Here is a 22,708-nt window from a genome sequence, read left to right as displayed (position 1 = left end):
AGAAAGAGGACTTGCCGACGGAGGGTTTGCCGACGAGTCCGATCCGGTAACTCGTACTCATTGTTCGTCCGTGGTGCGGACCGCCGAAACGGGTTTCTGTCCGCCGGCGGAGTGGTACGAGAAGCCGTAGCAAAAGAACCGAAAACTGGCCCGTGGCCGATGCGACTCGCTCTAGACGTGCGTCGGCGGTTCGACTGCCGTCTCGATATCGAGTTCCGCGGCGACGTCGTCTAACAGGTCGCCTTTGACCTCCGAACTTCGCCAGCCGATCTCGGCGACCAGCGGCGGCTCGAACTCGGATCGGATCGTCTCGAGGCGTTCCTCCTCCGTCGCGACGCGCTCGCGGAGGTAGCGTGCGCCGCGGCCGTTCTCGTCGGGGTCGGGCGACGGCGTGAGTTTGTTGGCGACGAGGCCGCGAACCTCGAGGTCTTTCTCCCGTAAGTCGTCGATCGCGCGCTCGGTCTCGTTGAGCGAGAGTTCGTCCGGGTTCAGGACGAGGAAAAAGGCTGCGTCGTCGTGCAGCGCTGCGCCGGCGAACTCGAAGAACTCCTTGCGCTCCTGGAGGCGCGCGAGGACGGGATCGCCCTCCATCACGCGGCGTGGTTCGTTGTTACCGACTGCGGCCTTCTCGAAGAGGTCGATACTCGTCCGGCGCTTGTACATCAGCCGGTCGATCCACCCCTCGAGCAGCTCAGGTAGGCCGAGCAGTCGAAGCGTGCTGCCCGTCGGCGAGGTGTCGAAGACGACGCGGTCGTAGGGCTCGGCGTTGCGCATCACGTCGACGAACCGGTCGAACAGTGCCGATTCGTATGCTCCCGGCGTCCCGTGGGCCATCTCGAGTTGCCGATTGATCTCGTTGACCATCGACGCCGACACCTGCTCGGAGAGGTCCTGCCGAATCTCGTTTAGGTGCCGGGTGACCTCGTCCTCGGGATCGATCTGCATGGCCTCTAACCCCTCGATTCCCTCGACCGGCCGCGGCGAGTCGTCGAACGGCTGGTCGAAGACATCCGTGACGGAGTGGGCCGGGTCGGTCGAGACGACGAGGGTGCGGTGGCCGTCGCGGGCGCACTTGAGCCCGTAGGCACACGACACCGTCGTCTTGCCGACGCCGCCCTTGCCGCCGAAGAAGACGAACGGTTCCATCTTTACACAGCAAAGGAACCCCAGCCTAAAGGCCTAGTGGGAATCGCGTCGCTTGGCTATGCTGTCCACCGATCAGTCGCCCCTTTTGGATCCCAACTGTTCTTGCGCGTAAACCATACTTCCTTTCCATGACATCCGATATTATTAAGTTTGATCAAGGTGTATTGAAATGTGTGTCCGAGACGGTGACGAAAACGTTACAGGCCACACTCGCTACGCCCACGAAGGGCAAAGAGCAACGCCTTCAGAGACTCTTGGACACTTACCGAGACGCACTTCATGACGCATTCGACGCAAGGGCGAATACGATGTCTGCCGTCAACGATATCGTTACCCCCTACAATCTGCCGTACCAAGCCAAGGACGCGCTCAAGTCCTACGTCCCAAAGCTTCGGAAGACGTACAACGCATGTGAACTCGATGACGAACATCCGCTCCGACTCGTCAACCGTGCTGCGAAGTTCGACTACTCCGACGAGCGCGAATACGGCTTTGTCTGGCAGGTACCGATGCCCGGACGAGGGACGAACTTCTGGATTCCGCTTCGAATCAATCCTAAGCAGGAATCCTTGTGGTTTGACTTACTAAATGACGAGGCGAACGCGGGTGAACTCCGCCTTCAGCGTCACCGGGTGTCGTGGGAATTACACGTTACCGTCAAGGGCACTGTCTAGTTCTGCACCTCCTCGACTGGCACGTTTCCGTCGAGAGTTTGATGCGGTCTTTGGTGGTTGTAGTAATGTACGAACTGTTCAATCCACTCTCGGACGCTCGCCCGACTGCCCACCCATGAATTATGGAAGCGGTCGATACGCATTTTGAGGGTGTGAAACCACTTTTCGATGAGGTTTCGGTCGGTATAGTTGACCCGACCGCTCAGTCCGACTCGAGAGAGGGCAGTCCGATAGCCAAATTGATCGACGAGAAACTCAGCCTCGGAGAGATCGTGTTTCTCGCGGAGTTTCTGCAGAAACGCAGCCGCCGGATCAGTGCCATGTCGACTAAACAATGCAACGCCAAGAATCACTTTTGTCTCGATGTCTATTGCAGCGTACAGCCAAGACCACTCGCCGTTGATCTTGACAGCAGTTTCGTCGACAGCGACCCGCGACGGCGATGCCGTCGGCGGGTCGCGTCCGCTGTCAGCTAGCCGATGAACCCAGTTCCAGACCGCTCCGTGAGAGCGTTCAATGCCTAATTCGGCGAGAATCGTTGTTGTCTCCCGAAGCGAACAACCCGTCTGATGGAGGCGGACGGCGAACGCCCTGATAGGCGTCGCCGTCCGCTCGTTCTCCCAAGATTCTTCTAAATCCGTCTCATAGCTCTCGTTGAGCAGGTCTGCGAGCATCAACCAACTCAACATTACGACCTGCTCACTTCTCAAACTGGCTCAACTAGACAGTGCCCCGTCAAGTACTCAGTCGACGAACCGACCAGTTCGGACGACCCAACGTATATTGGTCTTGATATCGGCGAGAGCGCATTGATTACGGGCTGTGCCCTCAAATGCGACGTACCACGGAAACCGATAGTCGCCAGTGGCAGTCGAGCGCGACATCTCAGAAAAGAGATGCACACGACACTGACGCGCCTACAAGAACGTGACGCTGCCGAGTGGCGGATTGACGAGCGGTTCGATCACTACCAAAACGCGCTCACTGATATCGTCGAGAAGGCGTCTCGAGAAGCCGTCGAGTACGCCACGAAGTTCGACGATTCAGTGATCGTACTCGAGGACCTGACGTACATCCGTGAGAACCTCGACTACGGAAAACGCATGAACCGTCGCCTTCACGCATGGGCATTCGCCCGGCTTCAAGGGAGAATCGAGGACAAGGCGACTGAGATGGGCATCCCGGTCAAGTACATCGATGCAGCGTATACGTCGCAGACGTGTCACGCCTGTAACCGACTCGGTCGCCGAGACAAGCAAGCAGAGTTTGTGTGTCCACATGACGACTGCCACGTAACTAAGTTCCAAGCAGATATCAACGCAGCAGCGAACATCGCTGCTCGCGCCGATCCGTGGGGAGAGAGCGTTCCTTGGGAACCGGAATGCGATGACTCGCCACGGAATGGGAGCGCCTGTGACAGCGCCACAGCCCACCGCGAGACGAGTGAGAAATCCTCACAGATGACGCTCGCGTCCGACACGGACTGAAACCTGGCAGATTGGATTCCCCTTGTAGGGAAAGTCCCGTCGTCGTCGGGCTACGCCCGACCGCCTGAGGGACCGAATGTCCCTCTCCGTGTACGGCGGATAGGATGTCACTAGAAGTGGTACTGCTGACCCTTTCGTTCGAGGTACGTGCCACGGTCCCACAGCCGCCGCTCCCAGGCCTCGAACTCGTCTTCGAGGTAGGGAAGCAGCTCTGCCGTGTAGTACGAAACGGGCGACGGAATGCCGAAGGCGTCCGGGAAACACGCCAGAATGAACGCGTCCTCGACGTCTTCGGCTTCCTTCTCGATCTTCTCGTAGGCCGGATGCGAGATCATGCCGTGATAGAGCCCCCGCAGCCACTCCTCGAGCGTCTCACGAAACGCGTCGATCCGGTCGGCCAGATTCATGTTCGTCCATCCGTGCTGCACGCTAAAAACCCTCGTGGCTCGGTTTCAAGGCGCTGGGGTCCCTGTGGCCGGACATGGAGACGAACACGGACGAGGGGATTCCGGTAACGATCCTCTCGGGCAGTCTGGGCGCCGGCAAGACGACGTTACTCAATCACCTGCTGTCGCACGCGGGCGACCGGACGCTGGCCGTCCTCGTCAACGACATGGGCGAAGTCAACGTCGACGCCGAACTCGTCGCCGAGGGATCGGAACTCGAACTCGATGATGGCGTCGCCGAACTCTCGAACGGCTGTATCTGCTGTGAACTGCAGGACGATCTCGAGACCGCCGTGGTCCGGCTGGCTCGCGACCGCTCGTTCGACCACCTCATCGTCGAGTCGTCGGGCATCTCCGAGCCCGCCCCCGTCGCGCGGCTGTTCACGACCGAATCCCGCGTCGCGGCGCTGTACGACGTCGACACGCTGGTGACCGTCCTCGACACGCCCGCCTTTCTCGAGGCCTTCGCGGGGGAGGGGACGCCACAGCGCCGGGGGAACGAGGACGACCGCCCGCTCTCGGATCTGCTCGTCGAGCAGGTCGAGGTATCGAATATCGTCTTGCTCAACAAGGCCGACCTGTGTACCGACGAACAGCTCGCCGAGGCCGAAGAACTCGTCAACGCACTCCAACCGGACGCCGAGACGATCCGCACCGAGTTCGCCGCGGTCGATCCCGACCGGCTGCTCGGCGCGGCGCTGTTCGACCCCGGCCGCGTAAACGACCTCCCGGGCTGGAAACGCGCGCTCGAGTCGGCCGACGACCACGGGCACGAGAGTTCTGGTGACCACCACGGGCACGCGGACGACGATGACGGCCACCACGACCATCACCATCCCGACGAGGTCTACGGCGTCACCTCGTTCGTCTACCGCCGCCGACGGCCGTTCCATCCCGAGCGATTCGCCGCGTTCCTCGAAGACCTCCCGCCGGCTATCGTCCGCTCGAAGGGAACCGCCTGGATCGCCGACAACGACATGCGAGTCGCGGTCGCCCAGGCCGGGCCGTCGATCCGCGCCACCGCGCAGGGCCCCTGGATCGCGAGCCTCCCCGAGATCGAACGTGATATGTACCGGTCGAACCGGCCCGACCTCCAGTGGCACGACGAGCACGGTGACCGACGGACCGAACTCGTGTTCATCGGCACCGACTACGACGAATCAGCACTGCGGGATGCGCTCGAGGACACACTGGTCACCGACGAGGAGTGGGACGCGTCGCTCGAGGGCCCCTTCCCCGACGAGCAGGGCGACGAGGTCGTCGTCCGCGAGCCGTGATCAGCACGCACAGCTCCGGCCGGTCGACCGCTCGAAGCGCATCTCGGCACCGCAGTCCGGACAGACCGGCTCTCCCTCGAGGTCGACGTCCCTGATCCGGACGCCGCAGTCGTCACACCAGTAGGCCCCGTCGGAGCCGTCATCGGGCCGATTCTTCGGAGTGGGTGAGGCGAGGGCTGTTTTCACCGACTCGATGAGTCCCATACTCGTCCGTTCGTGGGCAAGGCCAATAAGGGATGTGACCACACCTCATACTTGGGCGATGGTGGTGTCGTGACGGACGCGGAACGCGATCGTCGTCCCGTCACTACCCGACTACTAACGGCACTGATAGCGCAACGATGAGCGCCGCGAGAATCGGAATGAGATAAAACAGTCGCTCGGCGCGGATCGCCGACGGAACGCTGCCGGCAACCTCCGGCCGAAACGTCCAGACCTGCCGATAGAAGGCGGCGACGGCGGCGACGGCGAACAGCGCAGCCGAGAGTACGATCGCCGTCTCGAGGGCCAGTCCCAGTTCCAGTCCGTACAGCGGGCCGAACGACAGCACGACCATAAACGTGAGCCCGACGACCACGACGAACGGCACCGGGTCGACGGGTGTTCCGTGACGATTGCGAAGGTGCATACGCGCCGTTCGCTCTCGAGGGGCAAAGAGCTATACCGTGTCTTCTCAGGTTCCGGACAGAACAGCCGACTCAGTCGGCGAACCTGCGAAATTCTGACGGCGAACAGTTAAGTAGCGGTGCCAACGTCTCCCTGTATGAGCGATGGCGATGCCGACGCGGACGGGTTCGAGGCCGGCGTGGCGTCCTCGGAGGGCGACCCTCGCGTCCTGCTCGTGATGAACGCGGTCCTGTCGACGCTCTTTGGATGGACGATTGTCTGGGGGCTGTCGTATCTGGGCTTTCTCGAGTTCGGACTCGTCAACGTCGCAACGGCGGCGATACTCCTGTTTGCGATGACGTATCTCGTGACGATGTCGTAATGGCGCCGGTTGGAACTGACTGCCTGCCGACAGTATGTGTCTGTCCTGATGGTTCGACGATCCGCCTACCGGCCGTAAATAAGCCGTCGACCGAGGTCGTCGAGCCGTTCGGTTAGACGGCCCATCCAGGCACCCGGCGACACGCGCCGGAGCGTCTCGTCGTCGACTTCGATGGCGGCGTCGCCGAACGGGTCCCGGTTTCCAGTCCCCTCGGCATCGCCGTCTTCGTCGCCGGAGGACGCGACGTCGACGACCGTCGACATGGAACAGCGGCCACAGGCTTCGGTTTTCTTTCCTCCCATGAGTTTCCCTTGCACGATAGTACGGCTCCGACGGCTAAAATCTGCCGACCGGCCCGACGAGTTTTTCGAGCGGATCGGCGAGCGGCGTCGATCAGCCACCGCATCGGGCCCACCACCGACGAGTATTTGCCATTCCGACGGCAACCGGTGGTATGGGAGAACAGGTCACGAAACTGGATGGAGCAACTCGAGCGCCGGGTTGTGAACGGCTGCCGTCACTCTCTACTGGAACACGATGAGCGACAAAGCGACGCCAGCGGAGCTCCCGGCGGAGATCCGCGAGGCCGTCCCCGACTGGGACGACGAGTATATAGACCGGGTCGCCGACCGGCTGATGTACAACTACGACCTCGAGAAAGATCATCGTGCCGGCGGCCAGCGGTGGGATCTCTACGGCGAGATGCGCGTGCGCAGTCAGAAGCAGTTCTTCCACCCGGCGTTGAGTTACGCGGATCACGAGGCCGAGGAGTACCTCTTCGCCAGACGCGAGTCGCGGCCGACGGTGGCGCAACTCGAGCGCCTCGTCGACCTTGGCCACGAACTGGCTGACGAACACGTCGTCGCTGACGAGGAACACTTCGGGACGGACATCACGTTCGTCCTCGTCGCTGACGAGTTGTCCGACGATGTCCGCGAGTTCGTCGATGGTTTTCGCGACCGGACGTTACTGAAGTTCGGCTATCACGGCCACTACGACGTCAATCTGGTCGTCGTCGTCCCCGAGCGCGAGGAGCACGTCGCCAGCGAGGCTGCCGACGTCGCGGAAGCGTTTACCCTCTGGGACGACGTGACGACGCCCGAGGAGGGCTTTCTCTCGCGGTTCGCGAAACGATTCTGGCAGTGAAGATCGGGCAACAGAGCAGCCGCGAAGTCGACGCTCTCGTTCTGGCAGTAGCAGCGTTCAGCGATGAGCAAAAAATGGCTGCGAAGAACGGACGGCCCGCGAGTCGTTAGTCGTCGCCCGGTTCGGCGGCGGGCGTTTCGGGACCGCGGCGAACGCTGCTAATGTTTCTGTACCCGAGCCTGACGAGTGCGAGCGCCAGGACAATGAGCACGAGCCCGATAACCATCTGGACGGCCGAGGAGAGCATCGCTTCGGTTGAGCCAGCCCCACCCTGCAGCAGGTTTAGGTAGAGATTCTCGTAGAACACCAGGATCGACAGCCCGAGGATGGTGATCGTCACCATGATCGCCATCGGGACGCCGGTGGAGACGAGTTGTTTGCTGTCGTCCCAGTTTGCCAGCCACACGGTCGCGGTCAGCAGCGCCAGTGCCGCGAGCAGCTGGTTTGCCCCACCGAAGAGCTGCCAGAGGACGACCCACTGTCCGGAGACGACCAGCAGGTACGCGGGAACGATCTGAATGATCGGATTCGTGTACCGGCCACGTGCGAACGACGCGGGATCAGCGTTCAGCCCCGTGTCAGTCCGTCCGGCGGGCGTGCCGACGATCTCTTCCATCATGTACCGACCCAGACGAACGGCCGTGTCCGTCGAGGTCAGCAGGAAGCTACAGAGCACCAGCGCCATGAACACGGCGCCGACGGTCTGGGGAACGCCGAGGCTGGTGAGGATGAGCCCACCACCGGACGCGAAGTTCGGCAGCGCGGCACCGATACCGCCAGCCGGATCGGCAAAGCCCCACACGGCGAGCGTCGAGAGTGCGACTGCAGCGAGCAGCCCCTCTCCCAGCATGCCACCGTAGCCGATCAGCCGGGCGTCGGTTTCCTTGTCGAGTTGTTTAGCGGTCGTCCCCGACGAGACCAGCGAGTGGAACCCGCTGATCGTCCCGCAGGCGATCGTAATGAACAGCAGCGGGAACAGCGGCGCTAATCCCGCGGCGTCGACGCCCCAGAAGCCCTCGAACGCGCCGATGGTCTCGTCGATGACGAGCGGCTCGGCCGACGTCCCGAGGAACGTTCCCACGATAATCGCGACGGTCGCGCCGCCGACCCCAGTGTATAGCAGGAACGACGACAGGTAGTCACGCGGCTGGAGCAACACCCACACGGGTAGTGCGCTCGCGATCGCGGCGTAGATCATGACGAAGGGAATCCACGCCGCGGTGTTGCCGCCGAGGGCACCCGCGCCGGGCACCCAGTTGCCGGCGCCACCGAACAACACGATCGTCCCGGCCGGATAATCACCGGCGAACAACGCCAGCGGGTACTGGAGGCCGACCCAGACGGAGGCGAAGACGCCTGCGACGAACAGGATCGTCCCCGGAATGAACGGGCCGTTGAACTGGTAGAGGTAGACGCCGAATACCAGTGCCAGCCCGATGTAAAGCAACGATGCCGTAACGACCTGGGGGTACGCGTTGAAGACGATCCCGACGACCAGTGCGAACACTGCGACGACGAGGACGATCGTCAGGAACGCGAACCACAGCAACATGTTCTTGCCGCTCTCCCCGACGTACTCGCCGATCATGTAACCGATCGACTTCCCCTCGTGGCGGAGACTCCCTGACAGCGAGACGAAGTCGTGAACCGCACCCATCAGCGGGTTACCGATGGCGATCCACAGCAATGCGGGCACCCATCCCCAGATAGCACCGGCCGTGATCGGGCCGACGATCGGAGCCCCACCTGCGATACTCGAGTAGTGATGCCCCAACAACACCGGTTTTTTCGAGGGGACGTACTCCTGTCCGTCCTCGTATTTGTGTGCCGGTGTTTCCGTCTCCTCGTCGAGTTCGACGAACTGTGTGAGATATCTCGAGTACCCCACGTAACCGGCGGTAAACGTCACCAGTACTGCCGCGATGATCCATATGACTTGTGTCATGGTAGCCCCACACAAATGGAGGGTGGCGGATAACCTTAATTGTTGTTTGTCGCAGTCGGGAAATGGTGATCATATGTGTCACTCGTCTTCGTTATTCTGCGAAAAAATGTATTTCTGTCTAGAAGTTGTACGGGACGACGCGCGCTCGCAGCCGCGACCCTACTCGAGGACTGCTGCCAGCGCGTCCATCGTCCGGTCGACGCGGTCGACGCGCGCATTGTGGCCCATGTGGCCGATCCGGAGCACGTCGTCGGCGAGATCGCCAAGGCCGGTCGCGAGGACGATGTCGTGGTCGTCGGCCATCGCTGACTGAATCGCTTCCGCTCGTCCCGGAATCTCGAGTGCCGTTACGGTCGGCGACGGCTGTGCCTCGTCCGGATACAGCGACAGCCCGAGATCGGCCGCCCGGTCGCGACAGCGCGCTGCGGCCGTCTCGTGGCGCTCGAAGACCGCCTCGAGGCCCTCCTCGAGCAGCAGGTCGACGGCGGTATCGAGCCCGTAGAGGTTCGACGCGAGGTGGGTGTAGGGGAACCACTCCTCGTCGGCGGCGTCGCGCCATGGCTCGAGGTTGGTGTAGAGACTCGGCGTCTCGAAGGATTCGATTTTGGCCCACGCACGGTCGCTGATCGAACAGACGGTCAGCCCCGGGGGCGCGCTGAAACACTTCTGGGAGGCACCGAGACAGACATCGATCCGGTCGGTGGGGACCGACGTCCCGCTCAGCGAGGAGACGGCGTCGACGACGCTGATGACGTCGTGGTCGTCGAGAGTCTCGAGAATCGGTTCGATGTCGTTGAGCACGCCCGTCGGCGTCTCGCAGTGAACCATCGTCGCGACGTCGAACGACTCCGCCGCGAGGTGGTCCTCGATCGCCTCGAGATCGAGTGGCTCGCGCCACGACGCGTCACAGACGACGGCCTCGCCACCGGCCATCTCGACGAAGTCGGCAAAGCCCTCCCCGTAGAGGCCGTTCGCGATACAGAGGACGCGGTCGCCCGGTTCGACCAGCGACGCGATGGCGGCCTCGAGTCCGAGAATCCCTTCGCCGCCAAGGATGGCGATATCGTCGTCACCGTAGATCGCCTCGAGTTTCTCGAGCAGGTCGCGGTAGAACGCGAAGAACTCGGGTTCGACGTCGGGGTTCGGCGTCGGCTCGCTCATCCGCTCGCGGACGGTTGCAGGCACCTCGGTCGGACCCGGGGTCATGCGGAGTTGATTGTCGGTCATACGGAGGTTAGCGGTGCGTCCGGCAATAAAACCACTCGAGAAGACACGGGGTCACAGGTCCCGGATGCGTGCGTAGTGTCCGTAGGGCCGTCTCGGGACGGGCCGCTTTAAGTCCCCCGCGGCGATACTTTTGTCTATGACGACACTCGACGGGGAGACGATCATCGTCACTGGTGCGAGCCGGGGACTCGGCGCGTCGATGGCAAACCGGTTCGCTCGCGAGGGGGCGAACGTCGTGGTGACTGCTCGCAGTGAAGCCGACCTCGAGGCGGTCGCCGCCGACGCGGCCGACGCGGCCGGCAACACGCTCGTCGCGCCCGCGGACGTCACCGACGAGAACGCGGTACGTGCCGTCGTCGACACCACGGTCGAGGAGTACGGCACGGTGACCGGCCTCGTGAACAACGCTGGCATCGGGCTGTTGAACATGTACGACGAACAGCGCGTGCTCCACGAGGTCAACGTCGACGACTTCCGGCAGATTCTGGACGTGAACGTAACCGGCGTCTTCCTGTTCTCGAAATACGCCGTGCGCGAGATGATCGACAACGGACGCGGGAACGTCGTCAACGTCTCGTCCGGGCTGGGACGGCGCGGTGCAGCCAAGTGGGGCCCGTACGTCGCCTCGAAGTGGGCACTCGAGGGCATGACCCGGACACAGGCCGCCGAACTCGAGGACCACGGCATCAGGGTCAACGCGGTCGACCCCGGTGGCCGCGTCGAGACCGGGTTCTGGGATCACCTGCCCGAATCGGAACGGAACGAGATCCTCGAGCCAGACGTGATGAACGACGCGGCCACACGCTTGCTCGCACAGGGGCCCGATGGCGTCACCGGCGAGTCGCTGCCGGCCACCGAGTGGGAGCAGCGACTGGGCTAACCGGAAGCCTGTCTACAGAGATACAGCGAGAGCGCCTCGGGGCTTGACCCCGAGGGAGAATCGAGTAAGATATATGATGGGTACCACCCTATTGGAGAGTACAGTTGCGACATGGATTAAAGACCTTAATCCGAAGCAACTGCCGGCAGTTGCGAGGAATGCGACTCCTCTCAACACCCTGCTACGGCAGGTGAGACGGGAGTTGTCGGGTCGTGGTGGAGCGACCGACCCTCACGGACACCAGTGAGGTGTTCGGGTGTTAATTCCAACCGACCTCAACGGGGAAAGTCGAGGGGAATTAAATTCGCCTGCGTCCGTCCGCCCGTTTCTGGGTGCTCGGACAAAACAGTGAAGCCTCGGGGCTTGTCCCCGAGGTACTTCACCCACAATCGCCGGACAGTATATCAGTCGGGCAATCGTAGTCGCATCGCATACCCATATGGCTGACTGCGACCCACGGCACACGACCGACAGCGACCTGTTCGCGGCGCTGTACGATCGGCTGCCCGACCGCTTTCTGGTCGGTCCCCACCGCGAGTACCTCGCGGCCGATCTCTCCGGGCGCGTCCTCGATCTCGGGGCCGGCACCGGCGCGATGGTGCCCTACGTCGACGACGTCGCTGATGGCGACCTCGAGTATCACGCGATCGAGCCGGATCCGAAGATGCGGCGTCGGGCCGCCCGCAAGGCCGACACGGCCGACCTGCAGGTGCACCTCCGTGATGCGCGCGGCGAGTCGCTTCCCTACGCCGACGACAGCTTCGACGTCGTGCTCTCGAGTCTGGTCTTCTGTACCATTCCGTCGTTCGAGACAGCCCTCGATGAGGTCGCCCGTGTCCTCCGGCCGGATGGGGAACTCCGATTTCTCGAGCACGTTCGCAACGATGGCTGGCGCGCGCGAGCACAGGACGCGCTGACGCCGCTGTGGTCGCGTGCGGCCGGCGGCTGTCAGTTGAACCGCGAGACGGTCGCTCGCTTCGTCTGCCACGATGCCTTCGAGGTCCTCGAGGTCGAACGGGCTAACGTTGGGATCTTTCCGGCGACGCCGATCGTCCGCGGGCGGCTTCGACGGCGACAGCCGACGGATCGGTCGCTCCTCTCGACTTTCACGAGCGACTGACTGACAGGAAGTCGGGGAATCGTCGTTAAGTCCGTTCCTGTGGTATCAGATCATATGGCTCGGAAGACACTGGTCGCGATCGACGGCTCCCCGCAGGCCGAGGCGGCGCTCGCGTACGCGCTCGAGGAGTTTCCCGAGTCGGCGATCACGGCGATCCACGTCGTGCAGTTGCCGGAGGGGTACTGGACGTCGTTTGCCGATTCGACGACGAAATTTCCGGGATACGACGAGGCAGTGGCAAGCGGTGAGAAGCTACTGGACTCGGCTGTGCAAACGGCGGCTGACGAGGGTCATGAGCTCGAGACTGTCATCCAAACGGGCAAGCCGTCCCGAGAGATCGTCGACTACGCCGTCGACAAGGAGTTCGGACAGATCGTCATCGGTAGCCACGGCCGCCACGGCGTCGATCGAGTGATGCTCGGCAGCGTCTCCGAGACGGTCGTCCGCCGCGCGCCAATGACAGTGATCGTCGTCCACGAACAGTGACTGAGTGGGAACCGGGCGGGCACTTCGAGTGATTATCAGTAGATAGCAGCACGGTTTCTGTATTCAGAAGTATGCGTGAACGATCCCGCCCTACTCGCCGCCTTCGGCGGCTCCTTGAGGGCGAGGGCTTGGAACCCTCACTGCCACCGCTAACTGACCACGGCCATCGATGGTTGCCCGTGCCTTCGGACCTGGTGACTAAGCCCCATCCCGTTCGGGCAGTTATATGACGCACGACGTGACCGACCGAATCGGCATCCTCTGTGCTGCAGATCAGCCAGTGTTCACCGCAGTCGCCGAACGACTGCGAGAAACACTGGGTCAAAATCCGCCATCTCTAGGTCTATCCACACAATCCTCACTGATCCGTGAAATGATATAAACTCTGTACTCGGCACGTTCGTTCCGACAAGGTCCGGGTAGATTATGCGAAATATACAGCGCGTCTTCAGCACACTTCGACAGTCAGAGAGCGATGACAGTCACTGCGAAAAGAACCATCACTGCCCGGAATGTTCGTTTCGATCACGAAGGATCGTATTGCGTAAGCGTGGCAGATAATGGGTGAGGTTAGTCGTTGTGAGGATGCCGACGAGGTCGCCATCGTCAACGACAGGGAGCCGCCGGATTGAGTGCTCTTTCATCACGTCGGCTGCTGTGTGGATACTTTCCGAACTGTCGATAGTGATGACCGGCGCAGACAGAAACGAGTCGACACGGACGGATTCGATATCAGCGCCTGCCGCAACTTGCTGCATAATATCTGATTCGGTTACGATACCAGTGACCTCGCCCGTCTCGGGCGCAACCACTACCGTAGAACCGATATTATGCTCCGCGAAGAGGACGGCAACATCACACGCCGGTGTCTCTCTACTGATGGTGCGCACCGAGCGTGTCATCACATCCCCTACTGGTTGATCAATCATGACACTTATTCGCACCGGAGATGGTTAACCCTGTTGAGAGCAGGCATCTATAGATCGGCTGGTTCAGCACACGAGATGGAACACTCTCAGATCGCTCGTGCTGACTTCACACTCTCTATCTTGCACGACACTTTCGACGTATTGTAGTCGGTTTGACTGCGACCCCGTTACCTGCTTGTCCTGTGCTTGCCGCGAGTTACATGCCTAACTTTGAATAAAGAAATCGTGTTACCGACTCCCGCTATCGAATCGTCTTCGGGATCCGTTCGATGACGTCCGTGGCGACGACTCCTGGCCCGTACTCGGCTGTCGCCAGTTCGCCGGTTTTGCCGAGGATCCATGCGCCGAGTTCGGCGGCGTCACGGCGATCCATTCCTTGGCCGAGCAGCGAGCCGATGATGCCGGCCAGCGTGTCCCCGGTGCCGGCGACGGACATGGCCGACGTTCCCGTCTCGTTTTCGAGCCGCTCGCCGTTAGCGATGATTACGTCGACGTCACCCGTGAGCGTGATGACCGCACCCGTCTCCTCGGAGAAGGTCTCGAGCGAGCCGGCGGACTCGTATAGCGGGCCGTTCTCGGAGCTACTCGGTGTCACGATCGCGTTCGAGAGGTCCGCATCCAGCGCGGGTTCGATCGCCAGCGCGTCGACGACGATCGGCACGTCGATCCCGTCGACCGCCTCGCGCATCGCGCTCGGGTCCGCGTCGACGAGGCCGGGGCCGATCACGACGGCGTCGGCCCAGTCGGCCAGCTCGAACGTACGGTCGATCGCACCGTCGGCAAACCCCCGCTGACCGTAGGTGTCGACGAGCAGGTTCGGCGAGTGGCCCGCGACGATGTCGTAGATCGGATCGGCGACGAGCGCTCGAACGTGATCCGAGCCCGTCCGGAGCGCCGCGCGGCCGACGAGTGCGGGTTGGTTCGGGAACTCGACGCTGCCGGCGACGACCCCGACGCGGCCGTTGTCGTGTCCGGACACGTCCGAGACGTTCGAAAGCGTTCGCTGGAGCCGTGCCATACGCACCCTCTCGAGGCTCGCCGTGTAGGCGTTCGGCAGGCGTCTTCCGGTTCGGTTCGTCCCGCCCACAGTGTGCGACGCAAACACATAGTATGCTGCTACCGTAGACCATGACGGATCATGTTCGACGATAGAACCGATGCCGGTGAACGCCTCGCCGCAGAACTCGAGGCCCGCGACCTCGATATCGATGTCGTCCTCGGGATTCCACGCGGTGCCTTACCCGTTGCACGCCCGGTCGCGGACGCACTCGACGCCGACTTAGACGTCGTCGTCGCTCGCAAGCTGGGTGCCCCGGGGAACCCCGAGCTCGCCCTGGGTGCGGTCGCCAGCGACGGCAGCGTCTGGTACAACGACGATCTGATCGCCCGGTTGGACGTCTCCGAGGAGTACCTCGAGGAGGTCCGAACCGAGGAAGCGGAGAACGCACGCAACAAGGCGGATCGCTACCGTGAGACGGCCGGGTTGCCGGACCTCGAGGGCAAGCGAGTCGTGGTCGTCGACGACGGTGTCGCGACCGGTGCGACCGCGACCGCCTGCCTCCGGCAGGTTCAGGAGAGCGGCGCGGAGTGGGTCGGACTGGCCGTGCCCGTCGGCTCACCGCAATCGGTCACCGAACTCGAGCAGGAGACTGACGAGGTGATCGCCTTGCAGACGCCCGCGGATTTCCGCGCTGTCGGCCAGTACTACCGGAATTTTGGGCAGGTAACCGACGAAGAAGCGATCGAATATCTCGATCAAGGCAGCTGAGGCCAGCTCTCGACGAGGTCGTTTCGACCCGCTTCCTGTGACGGCCGCGACAGCCGTCGCTATCGGTGCAGCGGCGAAGAACAGTCGCAATTACTGTAATTATTCGATCGGTGTCCGGCGATTCCGCATCTCTGCACCGCAGTTCGGGCAGGAATCAGGCGCGGTCGCACGGACGACGGTTCCACAGTTGAAGCACTCGTAGGTCGATTCCGACTTGGGGTCGAGTTTGATGTCTTTCATGGGAGCAGTGGTGACGGTTGGATTCCGGCGAGCGTCGCATTTAGGAATAATAGGGATATTAGGATGAACGTATCCGTCAACTATCTAGCGTCGGTAGCAGCTAGCAGTTCATTATTCAACCACCATCGGACGGCGGTGCCGGAACCTCGAGTTCGTCGAAGACGATGTCGAAGAGTTTCCGCTGGACGGTCCGGACGTGTCGGTAGAACGCTGCCGGGGAGATCTCGAGGGCTGCGGCGACGTCTTCGCCCGACTGTTCGCGTGGCGACTCGAAGTAGCCGCCGTAGTAGGCGAGTTGCACGACCTCGAGTTGGCGGTCGGTGAGTCGCTCGCGCAGCGTCGAACGGAAATCCCGTGGCGACGTTCGTTCGACGGTCCGTTTCGATCGGAGTTCGGCGTCCGAGAACGTCTTCGAGACGATATTGGCACTCTCCCGGACGTCGGCGGATTGTGGAATGTCGACGACGACGCGAACGGCCGACGGCGTCGCCTCGACGCCTCGCAAGACGATGCCGTGATCCGCGAGCTGGAGGGCGAACACGGGCCGTGAGAGGTGTAAGTGAATCGTCCCGCCGATCCCGTCTGCGTCAGTGCTAGAGGGGGCCGACTCGCTGTCGTCTCCGCCTGTGCGTCCCTCACTGCTGATGACCTGTGCGCGCTCGACGCCGAGGAACTCTACAGCGGTAGCCGCGACGGCCTCGGGCGGTGCGCCGGTGACTGTCACGAACACCGACGCACCGTCGTCGTGCTGGCGAACGCCCCCGTCGAACGAGACGGTACACTCAGCCTCTCGGGCGAGTCGGGCGAACAGGAACGTCTCGTCGGTCACGTCGAACTCGAGTCGCGTACTCGCATCCGACAGCAGCGCGTGTTTGCGCTCGACCGCCGCGATCGCCGCCGCGATCGTCTCGCCGAGTTCCGCGAGGACGGCGCGGATCATGTCGTCGAACGCGTCGGCTCGATCCGCGTAGACGGTCAGTACGCCGTAGGAGACCTCGTCGTAGGCCAGAGGCACACTCATCGCGGACTGGTAGCCGCAAGCGAGGGCGGTCGACCGCCACGGTTCGTCACGGAGCCCATCGGCGACGTTCGAGACGACGGTCGCCTCGCGATCGGTCGCCGTCCTGACTGCCGGTTCGCTCGCATCCGTACACGCAAGCGAGACGCTGTCGATGTACTCCTGCCCCTCTCTCGTCCCGCTCTGGGCACGTGACTCGAGACGAGCGCCGCCGTCCCCGACGGCGCCGATCCAGGCAAAAGAGAAGCGGTCGGCGGTCGTGAGCCGATCGCAGACGGCGTGTTCGATCTCTTCGCGGGTTTCCGCTCGGACCAGCGCCTGATCGAGGTCCCTGATGATCTCGTTGATGCGATTGAAGCGCGTAAGCTGCCGGTTTTGCCGCTTGAGCTCGCGATCTCGCTCGCGTAGCGTTCGCTCGCGCTCGAGCCGGTCGAGTGCCGCTTCTGCGGTCGCCGCCAGCAAGTCGGTTAGCTCCCGGGAGACATCGTCGAACGTCCCCGACTCGGGCGATCCCGCCACGAAGACGCCGTGGTCGCCGAGGGGAACGTACGCGGCGCTTCGCAGGTCCGTCTCGGGATTCGAGAGCAACGAGGAATCGTGAACGTCCGCGAAGAACCGCGTTTCCCCGTCGACGAAGACGCGGCCGGGAAGGCTGTCGTCGGACGCCCGGTGGTCGCGAACCGGCCCGTGTATCCGCTCCATCCCTGACGAGGACGCAGCCGGCCGTAACACGTTCTCGTCGATGTCGAACAGGTAGGCAGCGCTGGCCTCGAGATCGAGCACGTCCGTCGCGTCGTCGACGACGATCTCGGCGATCTCGTGATCCGTTTCGGCGTACAGGAGTTGTCGCGTGGTCCGGTGTAACGCCGTCAGCGCCTCTTCGCGGCGCTTGCGCGTCGTGATGTCCCGACAGCTATAGAGGACCGTCCCGTCCTGAATCGAGACCTCGCGGACGTTGACCAGCAGCGTGTGTTCGCGGCCTGCCCTGTCGGTGGCCGTACACTCGATGTTCGTCAGCACGCCGGCTTCTTCGAGTTCCTCGCGGTCGAAGAGGTCCGGCCCCAGCAGTTCGTCGATCGTCCCCATCTCGTGGATCTCGTCGTCGGTATAGCCGAAGATGAAGTGGACGTTCGGGCAGACGTAGGTGAACGCGCCGTTGTCGTCCGTGATGAGGACGGTGTCGGTCATGTTGTTGAGCGTCACCCGATGGAGTTCCTCGGACTCGCGGAGTTCGTGCTCGAGTCGAGCGCGATCGGTGACGTCGGTCGCCCGAACGAGCAGCGAGACGACGGTGCCGGATTCGTCGCGGACCGGTCGGACGGTCACCTCGAACGTCGTGGGCTTATCGCTCGCATCGGGCTCGCCGCGCGTGTGATTCGCGTTCGCCCCGGTACCGTCGGCGCGGACGTGTGTCACCTCCTGATGTGCGATCTCGCCACTCGCTGCCCGCTCGATCGCATTCTGAATCTGCGCGCGTCCGTCCGCGGTCGACTGCCACCAGGGAAGGGCCGCCAACGGCCGGCCACGAACGTCGCTTGCGGTCGCGTCGATCGCCGTGAGCGCGCGCTCGTTGGCCCGCCGAACGGTACCGTCCGGCTCGAGCACCCACGCGTACGTCTCCGGACCTTCGAAGATGGCGTCGAACTGGCGGGTACGCTCCCGCAGCCGGCGGCGCTCGCGTCCGTCCGCGAGCGCTTGCTCGACCGCCGACCGGCAGTCCGTCGCCGCCGGATCGGTCGTGCTCTCGCGGGGCACGTACGCCGAGACGTCCGCCGCGACCGCTGCGCTGGCCAGCGCCTGATCGCCGCCGGCCGGCGCGAACACGATCGGGAGGTCGAGGTCGCGCTCGCGCATCCGCTCGCAGAGCTCGAGCCCGGTCTCCTCGTCCGCAAGCGACTGTGCGGTCAGCAGACAGTCGACGGATGCGGTCTCGAGGCGGTCGAGCGCCTCGCCGACGGTTGAGACGGCGGTCACCGCGCGTGCGTCGTCCGCGAACGTACTCGAGAGGACGCGATTCGAGTCGGGTGGCTCGGCGACGAGGAGACGGGCGTCGTCGAGCGTCCGTACGGAATCCATTCGTCACCCATAGGGACTCCCGCGGCTACAAAGCATCGCTCGAGGCAATCGGTTGCGGCCGTCCTGTCGACGTTCATACGGTCTGCTGTCACTGATTCCCGGCGCGATCGCAGGACGGATCGCAGTCGCGCCGGAACCGACTGACAGTAGTCCGTATCAGTTCAAAAAGAGCGAGCCCGGCTGTCGGTACCGGGGCCGAGTTGCGATCGGAGACCGATCGCGTGTCTTCTCACTGTGACCGAAGCGAATCACCGACAGTCGTCCAGGGTCACAGTCCTGTCCGTGGACATCGCAACCCAGGCGTCGTCTCGAGCGATATCAGCGATGACGAGATGTGATCGACCGTCGATCTCGTCGATCGCTGCCACGATGTCGCTCGACGCATCCACCTGCTGTCCAGTCGACGTCGCTTCGGGCGTCATATTCGATCGTATACCGACAGTAGTCATGAACGTTCCGAAACTCACTCGATATATGGTTGAATATCGAAGAAATTTCCTTCATTTCGTATAAACCAGGATGTTATAACCAGGATCAAGTAACAGTCGGAACTGTTATGTACTCGAATGAGATTCATCTGCGACTACTGACTGGACATGTCCGACCACGCCACTTTTTAATTTGACATGTGGCCCGTCGGGATCGTCACCGTAGATCGTCGCGATCTCGCCGATGAGCGGTTCGGTGTCCTCGGACCGAGGGTCTGCGTCTTCCTGGACGACCTCGACGGTGATACATAGTGTGAGCGCATACCCGCGTCTTCAGGCACGGGTCGAGCGGTAGGCATAGTGCGTCCAGACACATTGCTACGAACGGCTGGATTTCCCACGTCACTCGGTAGTTTTAAGATCGTCACTCATCATAGTGTGTAGTACGGATGAAGACCACACGACACGCGACTTACAACCTCAACTACCACATAGTGTGGTTGCCGAAGTACCGCAACTCGGTACTGGTTAATGAGGTCGAAGACCGTGTGCGTCGAATCCTCCACGAAATCGCCGACGAGAAAGACTTAGAGATTATCGACCTCACGGTCCAATCCGACCACGTTCACTTGTTCGTGAGTAGTCCTCCGAAGCACGCTCCGTCTCTTCTCGCCAACTGGTTCAAGGGCATTAGTTCGCGGAAGTACAATCACCGCTACGCCGACCACGACAACGAGAAAATCAAGTGGTCACGCGGCTACTACGCAGGAACAGCGGGACACGTCTCAAGCGAAACGGTCCAAGACTACATTCAGCGCCACGAGGAGGAACAGTGACTGAACTCACCGAGACGCTGGAACTCAAGCTTGTGGAGCCGAACGTCCACAAGCACCGGAAGCTCTGTGAGACGAAACAGGCGTACCAAGACGCTCTCGAAGCCGCGTTCAACGCTAACTGTACCACCCAGACCGAAGCGAACGACGTGGTGGTTGACTACAACCTGAGCGGCTACGCGAAGAACGCCCTCAAGAAGTACGTCCCACAACTCTGCGGCGGAAGCTACGACGCAAAAGAGCTTCATGACGACCACCCTGTCCGGTTCACGAACGAAGGCCCGAAGCTCGACCACAAGCCACAGAACGCCATCGAGTGGTACGTGAAAATCCCGCATCACGACGACTACAACCTGTGGCTCCCCGCGCAACTGAATCCTGAACAACGGGAGTGGCTGGAAGCGTTGCACGCGGGAGACGCGACGATGGGCGAGTGTCGGTTGTTCGACCGAAACGGTGAGTGGTACTTGCACATCGTCGCAACGCGAGACGTGGAGGAACGGCCCAGTTCGGCGTCCGAAACGCCGATTGGGGTAGACATCGGGGAAGCCTCTTTGTTAACGGTGTGTCACCGTGACGAGCGCGGCTCCCCGGCTATACCCAACCTCTGGAACGACGAAGGTAAGCGAGTCCGACAACTCCGTGAGACGTACTTCACGGCGACCCGACGCCTTCAGAAACGCGGAAGCGAACGTATCACCGAGTCCTACGGCGATTCACTCTGGCGACAGATAGACGACATTCTCCACACGGTCACGTCGGAGGTCGTCGCCTACGCCGACCAATTCGAGAACCCTGTATTGGTCCTCGAAGACCTGACGCACATCCGTGAGAACATGGACTACGGTGCGTTCATGAACCGACGGCTTCACGGGTGGAGCTTCGCAAAGATGCACGCTCAGATTCGGTACAAGGCCGCCGAAAAAGGGATTCGCGTGGAGACAGTAAACCCTGCGTACACCTCGAAGACGTGCCACTGTTGCGGAGAGCAGGGCTACCGCCCCGACCAAGCGACGTTCAAGTGTTCCAACTCGGAGTGTTGGGTCTCGGAGTACCACGCGGACATCAACGCCGCGCTCAATATTGCAGACCGCTACCTCAGCGGAGAGAGCCATTCAAGAGAACACACGGATGGCGATGACTCGGCTGAGGAAGGGGGCCGTTTGATCGGCCCACAAGACAGCCAAGCTGATGCTGAAGCCCAGCAATTGACGCTTGGAGCGTATGCGTCTTGAAACCTGAGGGCCACGCACGGCCTGAAATCCCATGGTGGGATTCCCGCGACTTTAGGCGCGGGAGGAGGTCAATCCCTGTCGCAGTTCGTCAGCGGTCGGACGGTCGGCTGACATAGGCGAAGAGGCAGCGAGTAGCTCAAAAAGAACACTGCCTGCAGTTGCGACGGTCGGATCGTCGGACTCAGCCGTGAGTATCGTGACCGCGATACGAGCCGTCTACTCGATACGACGACCCGACCGTCCGGCTTCGGTCACTCCTCGTCGAACTCGAGGGCGACGGAGTTGATACAGTAGCGCTTGCCGGTCGGATCGGGGCCGTCGTCGAAGACGTGGCCGAGATGGCCGCCACAGGAGGCACACAGGACCTCGGTACGGCGCATGCCGTGGCTGGTGTCGAGTCGTGTCTCGACCCGGTCGTCGTCGGTATCGTAGAAACTGGGCCAGCCACAGCCCGACTCGAACTTCGTCTCGGAGTCGAACAACTCGGCTCCACAGCCGGCACAGACGTACGTTCCGTCGTCGGTATGCTCGACGTACTCGCCGCTAAACGGTGGTTCGGTGCCCGCCTCGCGGAGGACTCGATACTCCTCATCGCTCAGTCGACTACGCCACTCCTCGTCGCTCGTCGCGTGGTCGCCCTCGTTACTCATGGACAGTCATACGGCCGAGAGGCTCAAGAGTCTGTCTCCAAGCCGATCACTCGATGCCGCCACGGCGCGCTCGAGCCACCCGCAGTGTCCGGTCACCGACTGGTGATGATGTCCGTACTCCCACAGCTCGGACACTGGGTCATGCGGCCCAGCTTGGGGACTTCGATCCGTCGCCATGCGTCGTCCCCACCGGGCGCTTCGAAACCACAATTTCGGCACCGTGACCGTTCGTGTGCTGAGAGTTCGCTTGCCATGTTCCGACGTATGTCGGACGGTGTCATAGTTGTTGGTTCCGTTCGCAGTGACTCTCGTCGATTACGACGGGTTGTGCGACCGACGGGCAACCGACGTCGGCCGCGGATGACAGGGAGTGGAGCGTGGACGGCGCTACTTGGCGGGGTCGACTCCGACGACACGCGTCACCGAAGCACCCCATCCGTTCGCGTGGATCGATCGGAGATCGCCTCGTCGATGCGACCATCGCCATCGAACGCCCGTTTTCGGATGGTGCCGTCGGGTTACCGACCCCATCCGGGTCCAGCGCTCGCGTCGTCTCCGGGAGCTATCTCCCACCGTACCCGATCTCCGTAGAAAGTATCCACAAACAATTATAAAAATGTTGTTGGGAAGTTCACTTGGCTGGCTCGGTATCGCCAGTCCCGTGGGTTCGATCGCACCGGACCGCCAGCCAGTCTGACTTGTCACTGTG

At 62.2% G+C, this 22,708-nt stretch carries 24 protein-coding genes and 2 pseudogenes; 11 read left to right on the top strand and 15 right to left on the bottom strand.

Translation table 11 applies throughout. The features are described 5' to 3' along the window. Positions 1-171 precede the first annotated feature (171 nt). Positions 172-1,146 (bottom strand): ArsA family ATPase, encoded by a 975-nt coding sequence (locus tag ACFR99_RS05255; RefSeq protein WP_390285041.1) that lies wholly within the window; start codon positions 1,144-1,146, stop codon positions 172-174. A gap of 173 nt (positions 1,147-1,319) precedes the next feature. On the opposite strand from ACFR99_RS05255, the pseudogene ACFR99_RS05250 reads away from it, so the two are divergent. Beyond that, positions 1,320-1,808, top strand: a pseudogene (locus ACFR99_RS05250) (RNA-guided endonuclease TnpB family protein); the annotation flags it as partial. A gap of 8 nt (positions 1,809-1,816) precedes the next feature. Here ACFR99_RS05250 and ACFR99_RS05245 read toward each other — a convergent pair. Continuing rightward, positions 1,817-2,494, bottom strand: a complete 678-nt coding sequence (locus ACFR99_RS05245) for an IS6 family transposase (RefSeq protein ID WP_390285039.1) — start codon at positions 2,492-2,494, stop codon at positions 1,817-1,819. Positions 2,495-2,557: 63 nt separating this feature from the next. On the opposite strand from ACFR99_RS05245, the pseudogene ACFR99_RS05240 reads away from it, so the two are divergent. Continuing rightward, a pseudogene (locus ACFR99_RS05240) lies at positions 2,558-3,307 on the top strand (RNA-guided endonuclease TnpB family protein); the annotation flags it as partial. 110 nt (positions 3,308-3,417) lie between these two features. Here the strand turns inward: ACFR99_RS05240 and ACFR99_RS05235 are convergent. Then, positions 3,418-3,714 carry a DUF7990 family protein gene (locus ACFR99_RS05235; RefSeq protein ID WP_390285037.1) on the bottom strand — a complete coding sequence of 99 codons (297 nt, stop codon included), beginning with the start codon at positions 3,712-3,714 and terminating at the stop codon, positions 3,418-3,420. A gap of 74 nt (positions 3,715-3,788) precedes the next feature. On the opposite strand from ACFR99_RS05235, the gene ACFR99_RS05230 reads away from it, so the two are divergent. Continuing rightward, entirely contained in the window at positions 3,789-5,030 is a 1,242-nt protein-coding gene (locus tag ACFR99_RS05230; RefSeq protein WP_390285035.1) for a CobW family GTP-binding protein, read from the top strand. On the opposite strand, the gene ACFR99_RS05225 is transcribed toward ACFR99_RS05230, so the two are convergent. Beyond that, positions 5,031-5,234, bottom strand: coding sequence for a hypothetical protein (locus ACFR99_RS05225; RefSeq protein ID WP_138781617.1), 204 nt, complete (start codon positions 5,232-5,234; stop codon positions 5,031-5,033). It abuts the gene before it with no gap. Positions 5,235-5,337: 103 nt separating this feature from the next. Then, positions 5,338-5,658, bottom strand: a complete 321-nt coding sequence (locus ACFR99_RS05220) for a hypothetical protein (protein WP_390285033.1) — start codon at positions 5,656-5,658, stop codon at positions 5,338-5,340. 135 nt (positions 5,659-5,793) lie between these two features. Between ACFR99_RS05220 and ACFR99_RS05215 the strand changes: the two genes are divergently transcribed. Further along, a complete protein-coding gene (locus ACFR99_RS05215; RefSeq protein ID WP_390285031.1) occupies positions 5,794-6,018 on the top strand; it encodes a hypothetical protein in 225 nt (74 codons plus the stop codon). A gap of 65 nt (positions 6,019-6,083) precedes the next feature. Here ACFR99_RS05215 and ACFR99_RS05210 read toward each other — a convergent pair whose 3' ends face one another. Then, positions 6,084-6,320 carry a hypothetical protein gene (locus ACFR99_RS05210; RefSeq protein ID WP_390285029.1) on the bottom strand — a complete coding sequence of 79 codons (237 nt, stop codon included), beginning with the start codon at positions 6,318-6,320 and terminating at the stop codon, positions 6,084-6,086. Between the two features lie 235 nt (positions 6,321-6,555). On the opposite strand from ACFR99_RS05210, the gene ACFR99_RS05205 reads away from it, so the two are divergent. Then, entirely contained in the window at positions 6,556-7,164 is a 609-nt protein-coding gene (locus ACFR99_RS05205) for a DUF8052 family protein (protein ID WP_390285027.1), read from the top strand. Positions 7,165-7,270: 106 nt separating this feature from the next. On the opposite strand, the gene ACFR99_RS05200 is transcribed toward ACFR99_RS05205, so the two are convergent. Together ACFR99_RS05200 and ACFR99_RS05195 are read right to left on the bottom strand one after the other, a co-directional pair. Next, positions 7,271-9,109 (bottom strand): carbon starvation CstA family protein, encoded by a 1,839-nt coding sequence (locus tag ACFR99_RS05200; RefSeq protein ID WP_390285025.1) that lies wholly within the window; start codon positions 9,107-9,109, stop codon positions 7,271-7,273. 159 nt (positions 9,110-9,268) lie between these two features. Next, positions 9,269-10,336, bottom strand: coding sequence for a pyridoxal-phosphate-dependent aminotransferase family protein (locus tag ACFR99_RS05195; RefSeq protein WP_390285023.1), 1,068 nt, complete (start codon positions 10,334-10,336; stop codon positions 9,269-9,271). A 136-nt stretch (positions 10,337-10,472) separates the two neighbouring features. On the opposite strand from ACFR99_RS05195, the gene ACFR99_RS05190 reads away from it, so the two are divergent. The 3 genes from ACFR99_RS05190 (at position 10,473) to ACFR99_RS05180 (ending at position 12,822) form a co-directional block, all read left to right on the top strand. Beyond that, the gene (locus ACFR99_RS05190) at positions 10,473-11,216 is read left to right on the top strand and encodes an SDR family NAD(P)-dependent oxidoreductase (protein WP_390285021.1); all 744 of its coding nucleotides are present in this window, start codon (positions 10,473-10,475) and stop codon (positions 11,214-11,216) included. 439 nt (positions 11,217-11,655) lie between these two features. Further along, positions 11,656-12,336 (top strand): class I SAM-dependent methyltransferase, encoded by a 681-nt coding sequence (locus ACFR99_RS05185; protein WP_390285019.1) that lies wholly within the window; start codon positions 11,656-11,658, stop codon positions 12,334-12,336. A 54-nt stretch (positions 12,337-12,390) separates the two neighbouring features. After that, complete coding sequence (locus ACFR99_RS05180) at positions 12,391-12,822, top strand: universal stress protein (RefSeq protein WP_390285017.1); 432 nt, start codon at positions 12,391-12,393, stop codon at positions 12,820-12,822. Positions 12,823-13,322: 500 nt separating this feature from the next. On the opposite strand, the gene ACFR99_RS05175 is transcribed toward ACFR99_RS05180, so the two are convergent. Continuing rightward, positions 13,323-13,751, bottom strand: a complete 429-nt coding sequence (locus ACFR99_RS05175; protein ID WP_390285015.1) for a CBS domain-containing protein — start codon at positions 13,749-13,751, stop codon at positions 13,323-13,325. A 241-nt stretch (positions 13,752-13,992) separates the two neighbouring features. Continuing rightward, positions 13,993-14,769 (bottom strand): NAD(P)H-hydrate dehydratase, encoded by a 777-nt coding sequence (locus ACFR99_RS05170; RefSeq protein ID WP_390285013.1) that lies wholly within the window; start codon positions 14,767-14,769, stop codon positions 13,993-13,995. 120 nt (positions 14,770-14,889) lie between these two features. Between ACFR99_RS05170 and ACFR99_RS05165 the strand changes: the two genes are divergently transcribed. Further along, a complete protein-coding gene (locus tag ACFR99_RS05165) occupies positions 14,890-15,519 on the top strand; it encodes a phosphoribosyltransferase (protein WP_390285011.1) in 630 nt (209 codons plus the stop codon). A 99-nt stretch (positions 15,520-15,618) separates the two neighbouring features. Here the strand turns inward: ACFR99_RS05165 and ACFR99_RS05160 are convergent, their stop codons facing one another. The 4 genes from ACFR99_RS05160 to ACFR99_RS05145 all read right to left on the bottom strand — a co-directional run bounded on the left by ACFR99_RS05160 (position 15,619) and on the right by ACFR99_RS05145 (position 19,587). Then, complete coding sequence (locus ACFR99_RS05160; protein WP_390285009.1) at positions 15,619-15,759, bottom strand: rubrerythrin-like domain-containing protein; 141 nt, start codon at positions 15,757-15,759, stop codon at positions 15,619-15,621. Between the two features lie 115 nt (positions 15,760-15,874). After that, the gene (locus ACFR99_RS05155; protein ID WP_390285007.1) at positions 15,875-18,853 is read right to left on the bottom strand and encodes a bacterio-opsin activator domain-containing protein; all 2,979 of its coding nucleotides are present in this window, start codon (positions 18,851-18,853) and stop codon (positions 15,875-15,877) included. A 248-nt stretch (positions 18,854-19,101) separates the two neighbouring features. Beyond that, the gene (locus ACFR99_RS05150) at positions 19,102-19,275 is read right to left on the bottom strand and encodes a DUF7556 family protein (protein WP_390285006.1); all 174 of its coding nucleotides are present in this window, start codon (positions 19,273-19,275) and stop codon (positions 19,102-19,104) included. Between the two features lie 132 nt (positions 19,276-19,407). Further along, the gene (locus ACFR99_RS05145; RefSeq protein WP_390285395.1) at positions 19,408-19,587 is read right to left on the bottom strand and encodes a DUF2196 domain-containing protein; all 180 of its coding nucleotides are present in this window, start codon (positions 19,585-19,587) and stop codon (positions 19,408-19,410) included. 143 nt (positions 19,588-19,730) lie between these two features. Here ACFR99_RS05145 and tnpA point away from each other — a divergent pair, with 143 nt between their 5' ends. Further along, positions 19,731-20,117, top strand: a complete 387-nt coding sequence (tnpA, locus tag ACFR99_RS05140) for an IS200/IS605 family transposase (protein ID WP_390285004.1) — start codon at positions 19,731-19,733, stop codon at positions 20,115-20,117. Continuing rightward, complete coding sequence (locus ACFR99_RS05135) at positions 20,114-21,349, top strand: RNA-guided endonuclease InsQ/TnpB family protein (RefSeq protein ID WP_390285002.1); 1,236 nt, start codon at positions 20,114-20,116, stop codon at positions 21,347-21,349. The genes tnpA and ACFR99_RS05135 overlap by 4 nt, the downstream gene beginning before the upstream one ends. Before the next feature lie 251 nt (positions 21,350-21,600). Here the strand turns inward: ACFR99_RS05135 and msrB are convergent, their stop codons facing one another. Further along, positions 21,601-21,999: a peptide-methionine (R)-S-oxide reductase MsrB gene (msrB, locus tag ACFR99_RS05130; protein ID WP_390285000.1), complete on the bottom strand. Its 399-nt coding sequence runs from the start codon at positions 21,997-21,999 to the stop codon at positions 21,601-21,603. Positions 22,000-22,708 lie beyond the last annotated feature (709 nt).

Source organism: Haloarchaeobius amylolyticus (assembly GCF_042678045.1).
Classification (GTDB): domain Archaea; phylum Halobacteriota; class Halobacteria; order Halobacteriales; family Natrialbaceae; genus Natrinema; species Natrinema amylolyticus_A.
The sequence above is the reverse complement of the archived record's forward strand: the minus strand, read 5'-3'. Positions and strand labels throughout refer to the sequence as shown.

Bases quoted from the DNA above. Each gene is read 5' to 3' on its own strand.
- ACFR99_RS05255 (WP_390285041.1), bottom strand. From the start codon at position 1,146: ATGGAACCGTTCGTCTTCTTCGGCGGCAAGGGCGGCGTCGGCAAGACG.
- ACFR99_RS05245 (WP_390285039.1), bottom strand. From the start codon at position 2,494: ATGCTCGCAGACCTGCTCAACGAGAGCTATGAGACGGATTTAGAAGAA.
- ACFR99_RS05235 (WP_390285037.1), bottom strand. From the start codon at position 3,714: ATGAATCTGGCCGACCGGATCGACGCGTTTCGTGAGACGCTCGAGGAG.
- ACFR99_RS05230 (WP_390285035.1), top strand. From the start codon at position 3,789: ATGGAGACGAACACGGACGAGGGGATTCCGGTAACGATCCTCTCGGGC.
- ACFR99_RS05225 (WP_138781617.1), bottom strand. From the start codon at position 5,234: ATGGGACTCATCGAGTCGGTGAAAACAGCCCTCGCCTCACCCACTCCG.
- ACFR99_RS05220 (WP_390285033.1), bottom strand. From the start codon at position 5,658: ATGCACCTTCGCAATCGTCACGGAACACCCGTCGACCCGGTGCCGTTC.
- ACFR99_RS05215 (WP_390285031.1), top strand. From the start codon at position 5,794: ATGAGCGATGGCGATGCCGACGCGGACGGGTTCGAGGCCGGCGTGGCG.
- ACFR99_RS05210 (WP_390285029.1), bottom strand. From the start codon at position 6,320: ATGGGAGGAAAGAAAACCGAAGCCTGTGGCCGCTGTTCCATGTCGACG.
- ACFR99_RS05205 (WP_390285027.1), top strand. From the start codon at position 6,556: ATGAGCGACAAAGCGACGCCAGCGGAGCTCCCGGCGGAGATCCGCGAG.
- ACFR99_RS05200 (WP_390285025.1), bottom strand. From the start codon at position 9,109: ATGACACAAGTCATATGGATCATCGCGGCAGTACTGGTGACGTTTACC.
- ACFR99_RS05195 (WP_390285023.1), bottom strand. From the start codon at position 10,336: ATGACCGACAATCAACTCCGCATGACCCCGGGTCCGACCGAGGTGCCT.
- ACFR99_RS05190 (WP_390285021.1), top strand. From the start codon at position 10,473: ATGACGACACTCGACGGGGAGACGATCATCGTCACTGGTGCGAGCCGG.
- ACFR99_RS05185 (WP_390285019.1), top strand. From the start codon at position 11,656: ATGGCTGACTGCGACCCACGGCACACGACCGACAGCGACCTGTTCGCG.
- ACFR99_RS05180 (WP_390285017.1), top strand. From the start codon at position 12,391: ATGGCTCGGAAGACACTGGTCGCGATCGACGGCTCCCCGCAGGCCGAG.
- ACFR99_RS05175 (WP_390285015.1), bottom strand. From the start codon at position 13,751: ATGATTGATCAACCAGTAGGGGATGTGATGACACGCTCGGTGCGCACC.
- ACFR99_RS05170 (WP_390285013.1), bottom strand. From the start codon at position 14,769: ATGGCACGGCTCCAGCGAACGCTTTCGAACGTCTCGGACGTGTCCGGA.
- ACFR99_RS05165 (WP_390285011.1), top strand. From the start codon at position 14,890: ATGTTCGACGATAGAACCGATGCCGGTGAACGCCTCGCCGCAGAACTC.
- ACFR99_RS05160 (WP_390285009.1), bottom strand. From the start codon at position 15,759: ATGAAAGACATCAAACTCGACCCCAAGTCGGAATCGACCTACGAGTGC.
- ACFR99_RS05155 (WP_390285007.1), bottom strand. From the start codon at position 18,853: ATGGATTCCGTACGGACGCTCGACGACGCCCGTCTCCTCGTCGCCGAG.
- ACFR99_RS05150 (WP_390285006.1), bottom strand. From the start codon at position 19,275: ATGACGCCCGAAGCGACGTCGACTGGACAGCAGGTGGATGCGTCGAGC.
- tnpA (WP_390285004.1), top strand. From the start codon at position 19,731: ATGAAGACCACACGACACGCGACTTACAACCTCAACTACCACATAGTG.
- msrB (WP_390285000.1), bottom strand. From the start codon at position 21,999: ATGAGTAACGAGGGCGACCACGCGACGAGCGACGAGGAGTGGCGTAGT.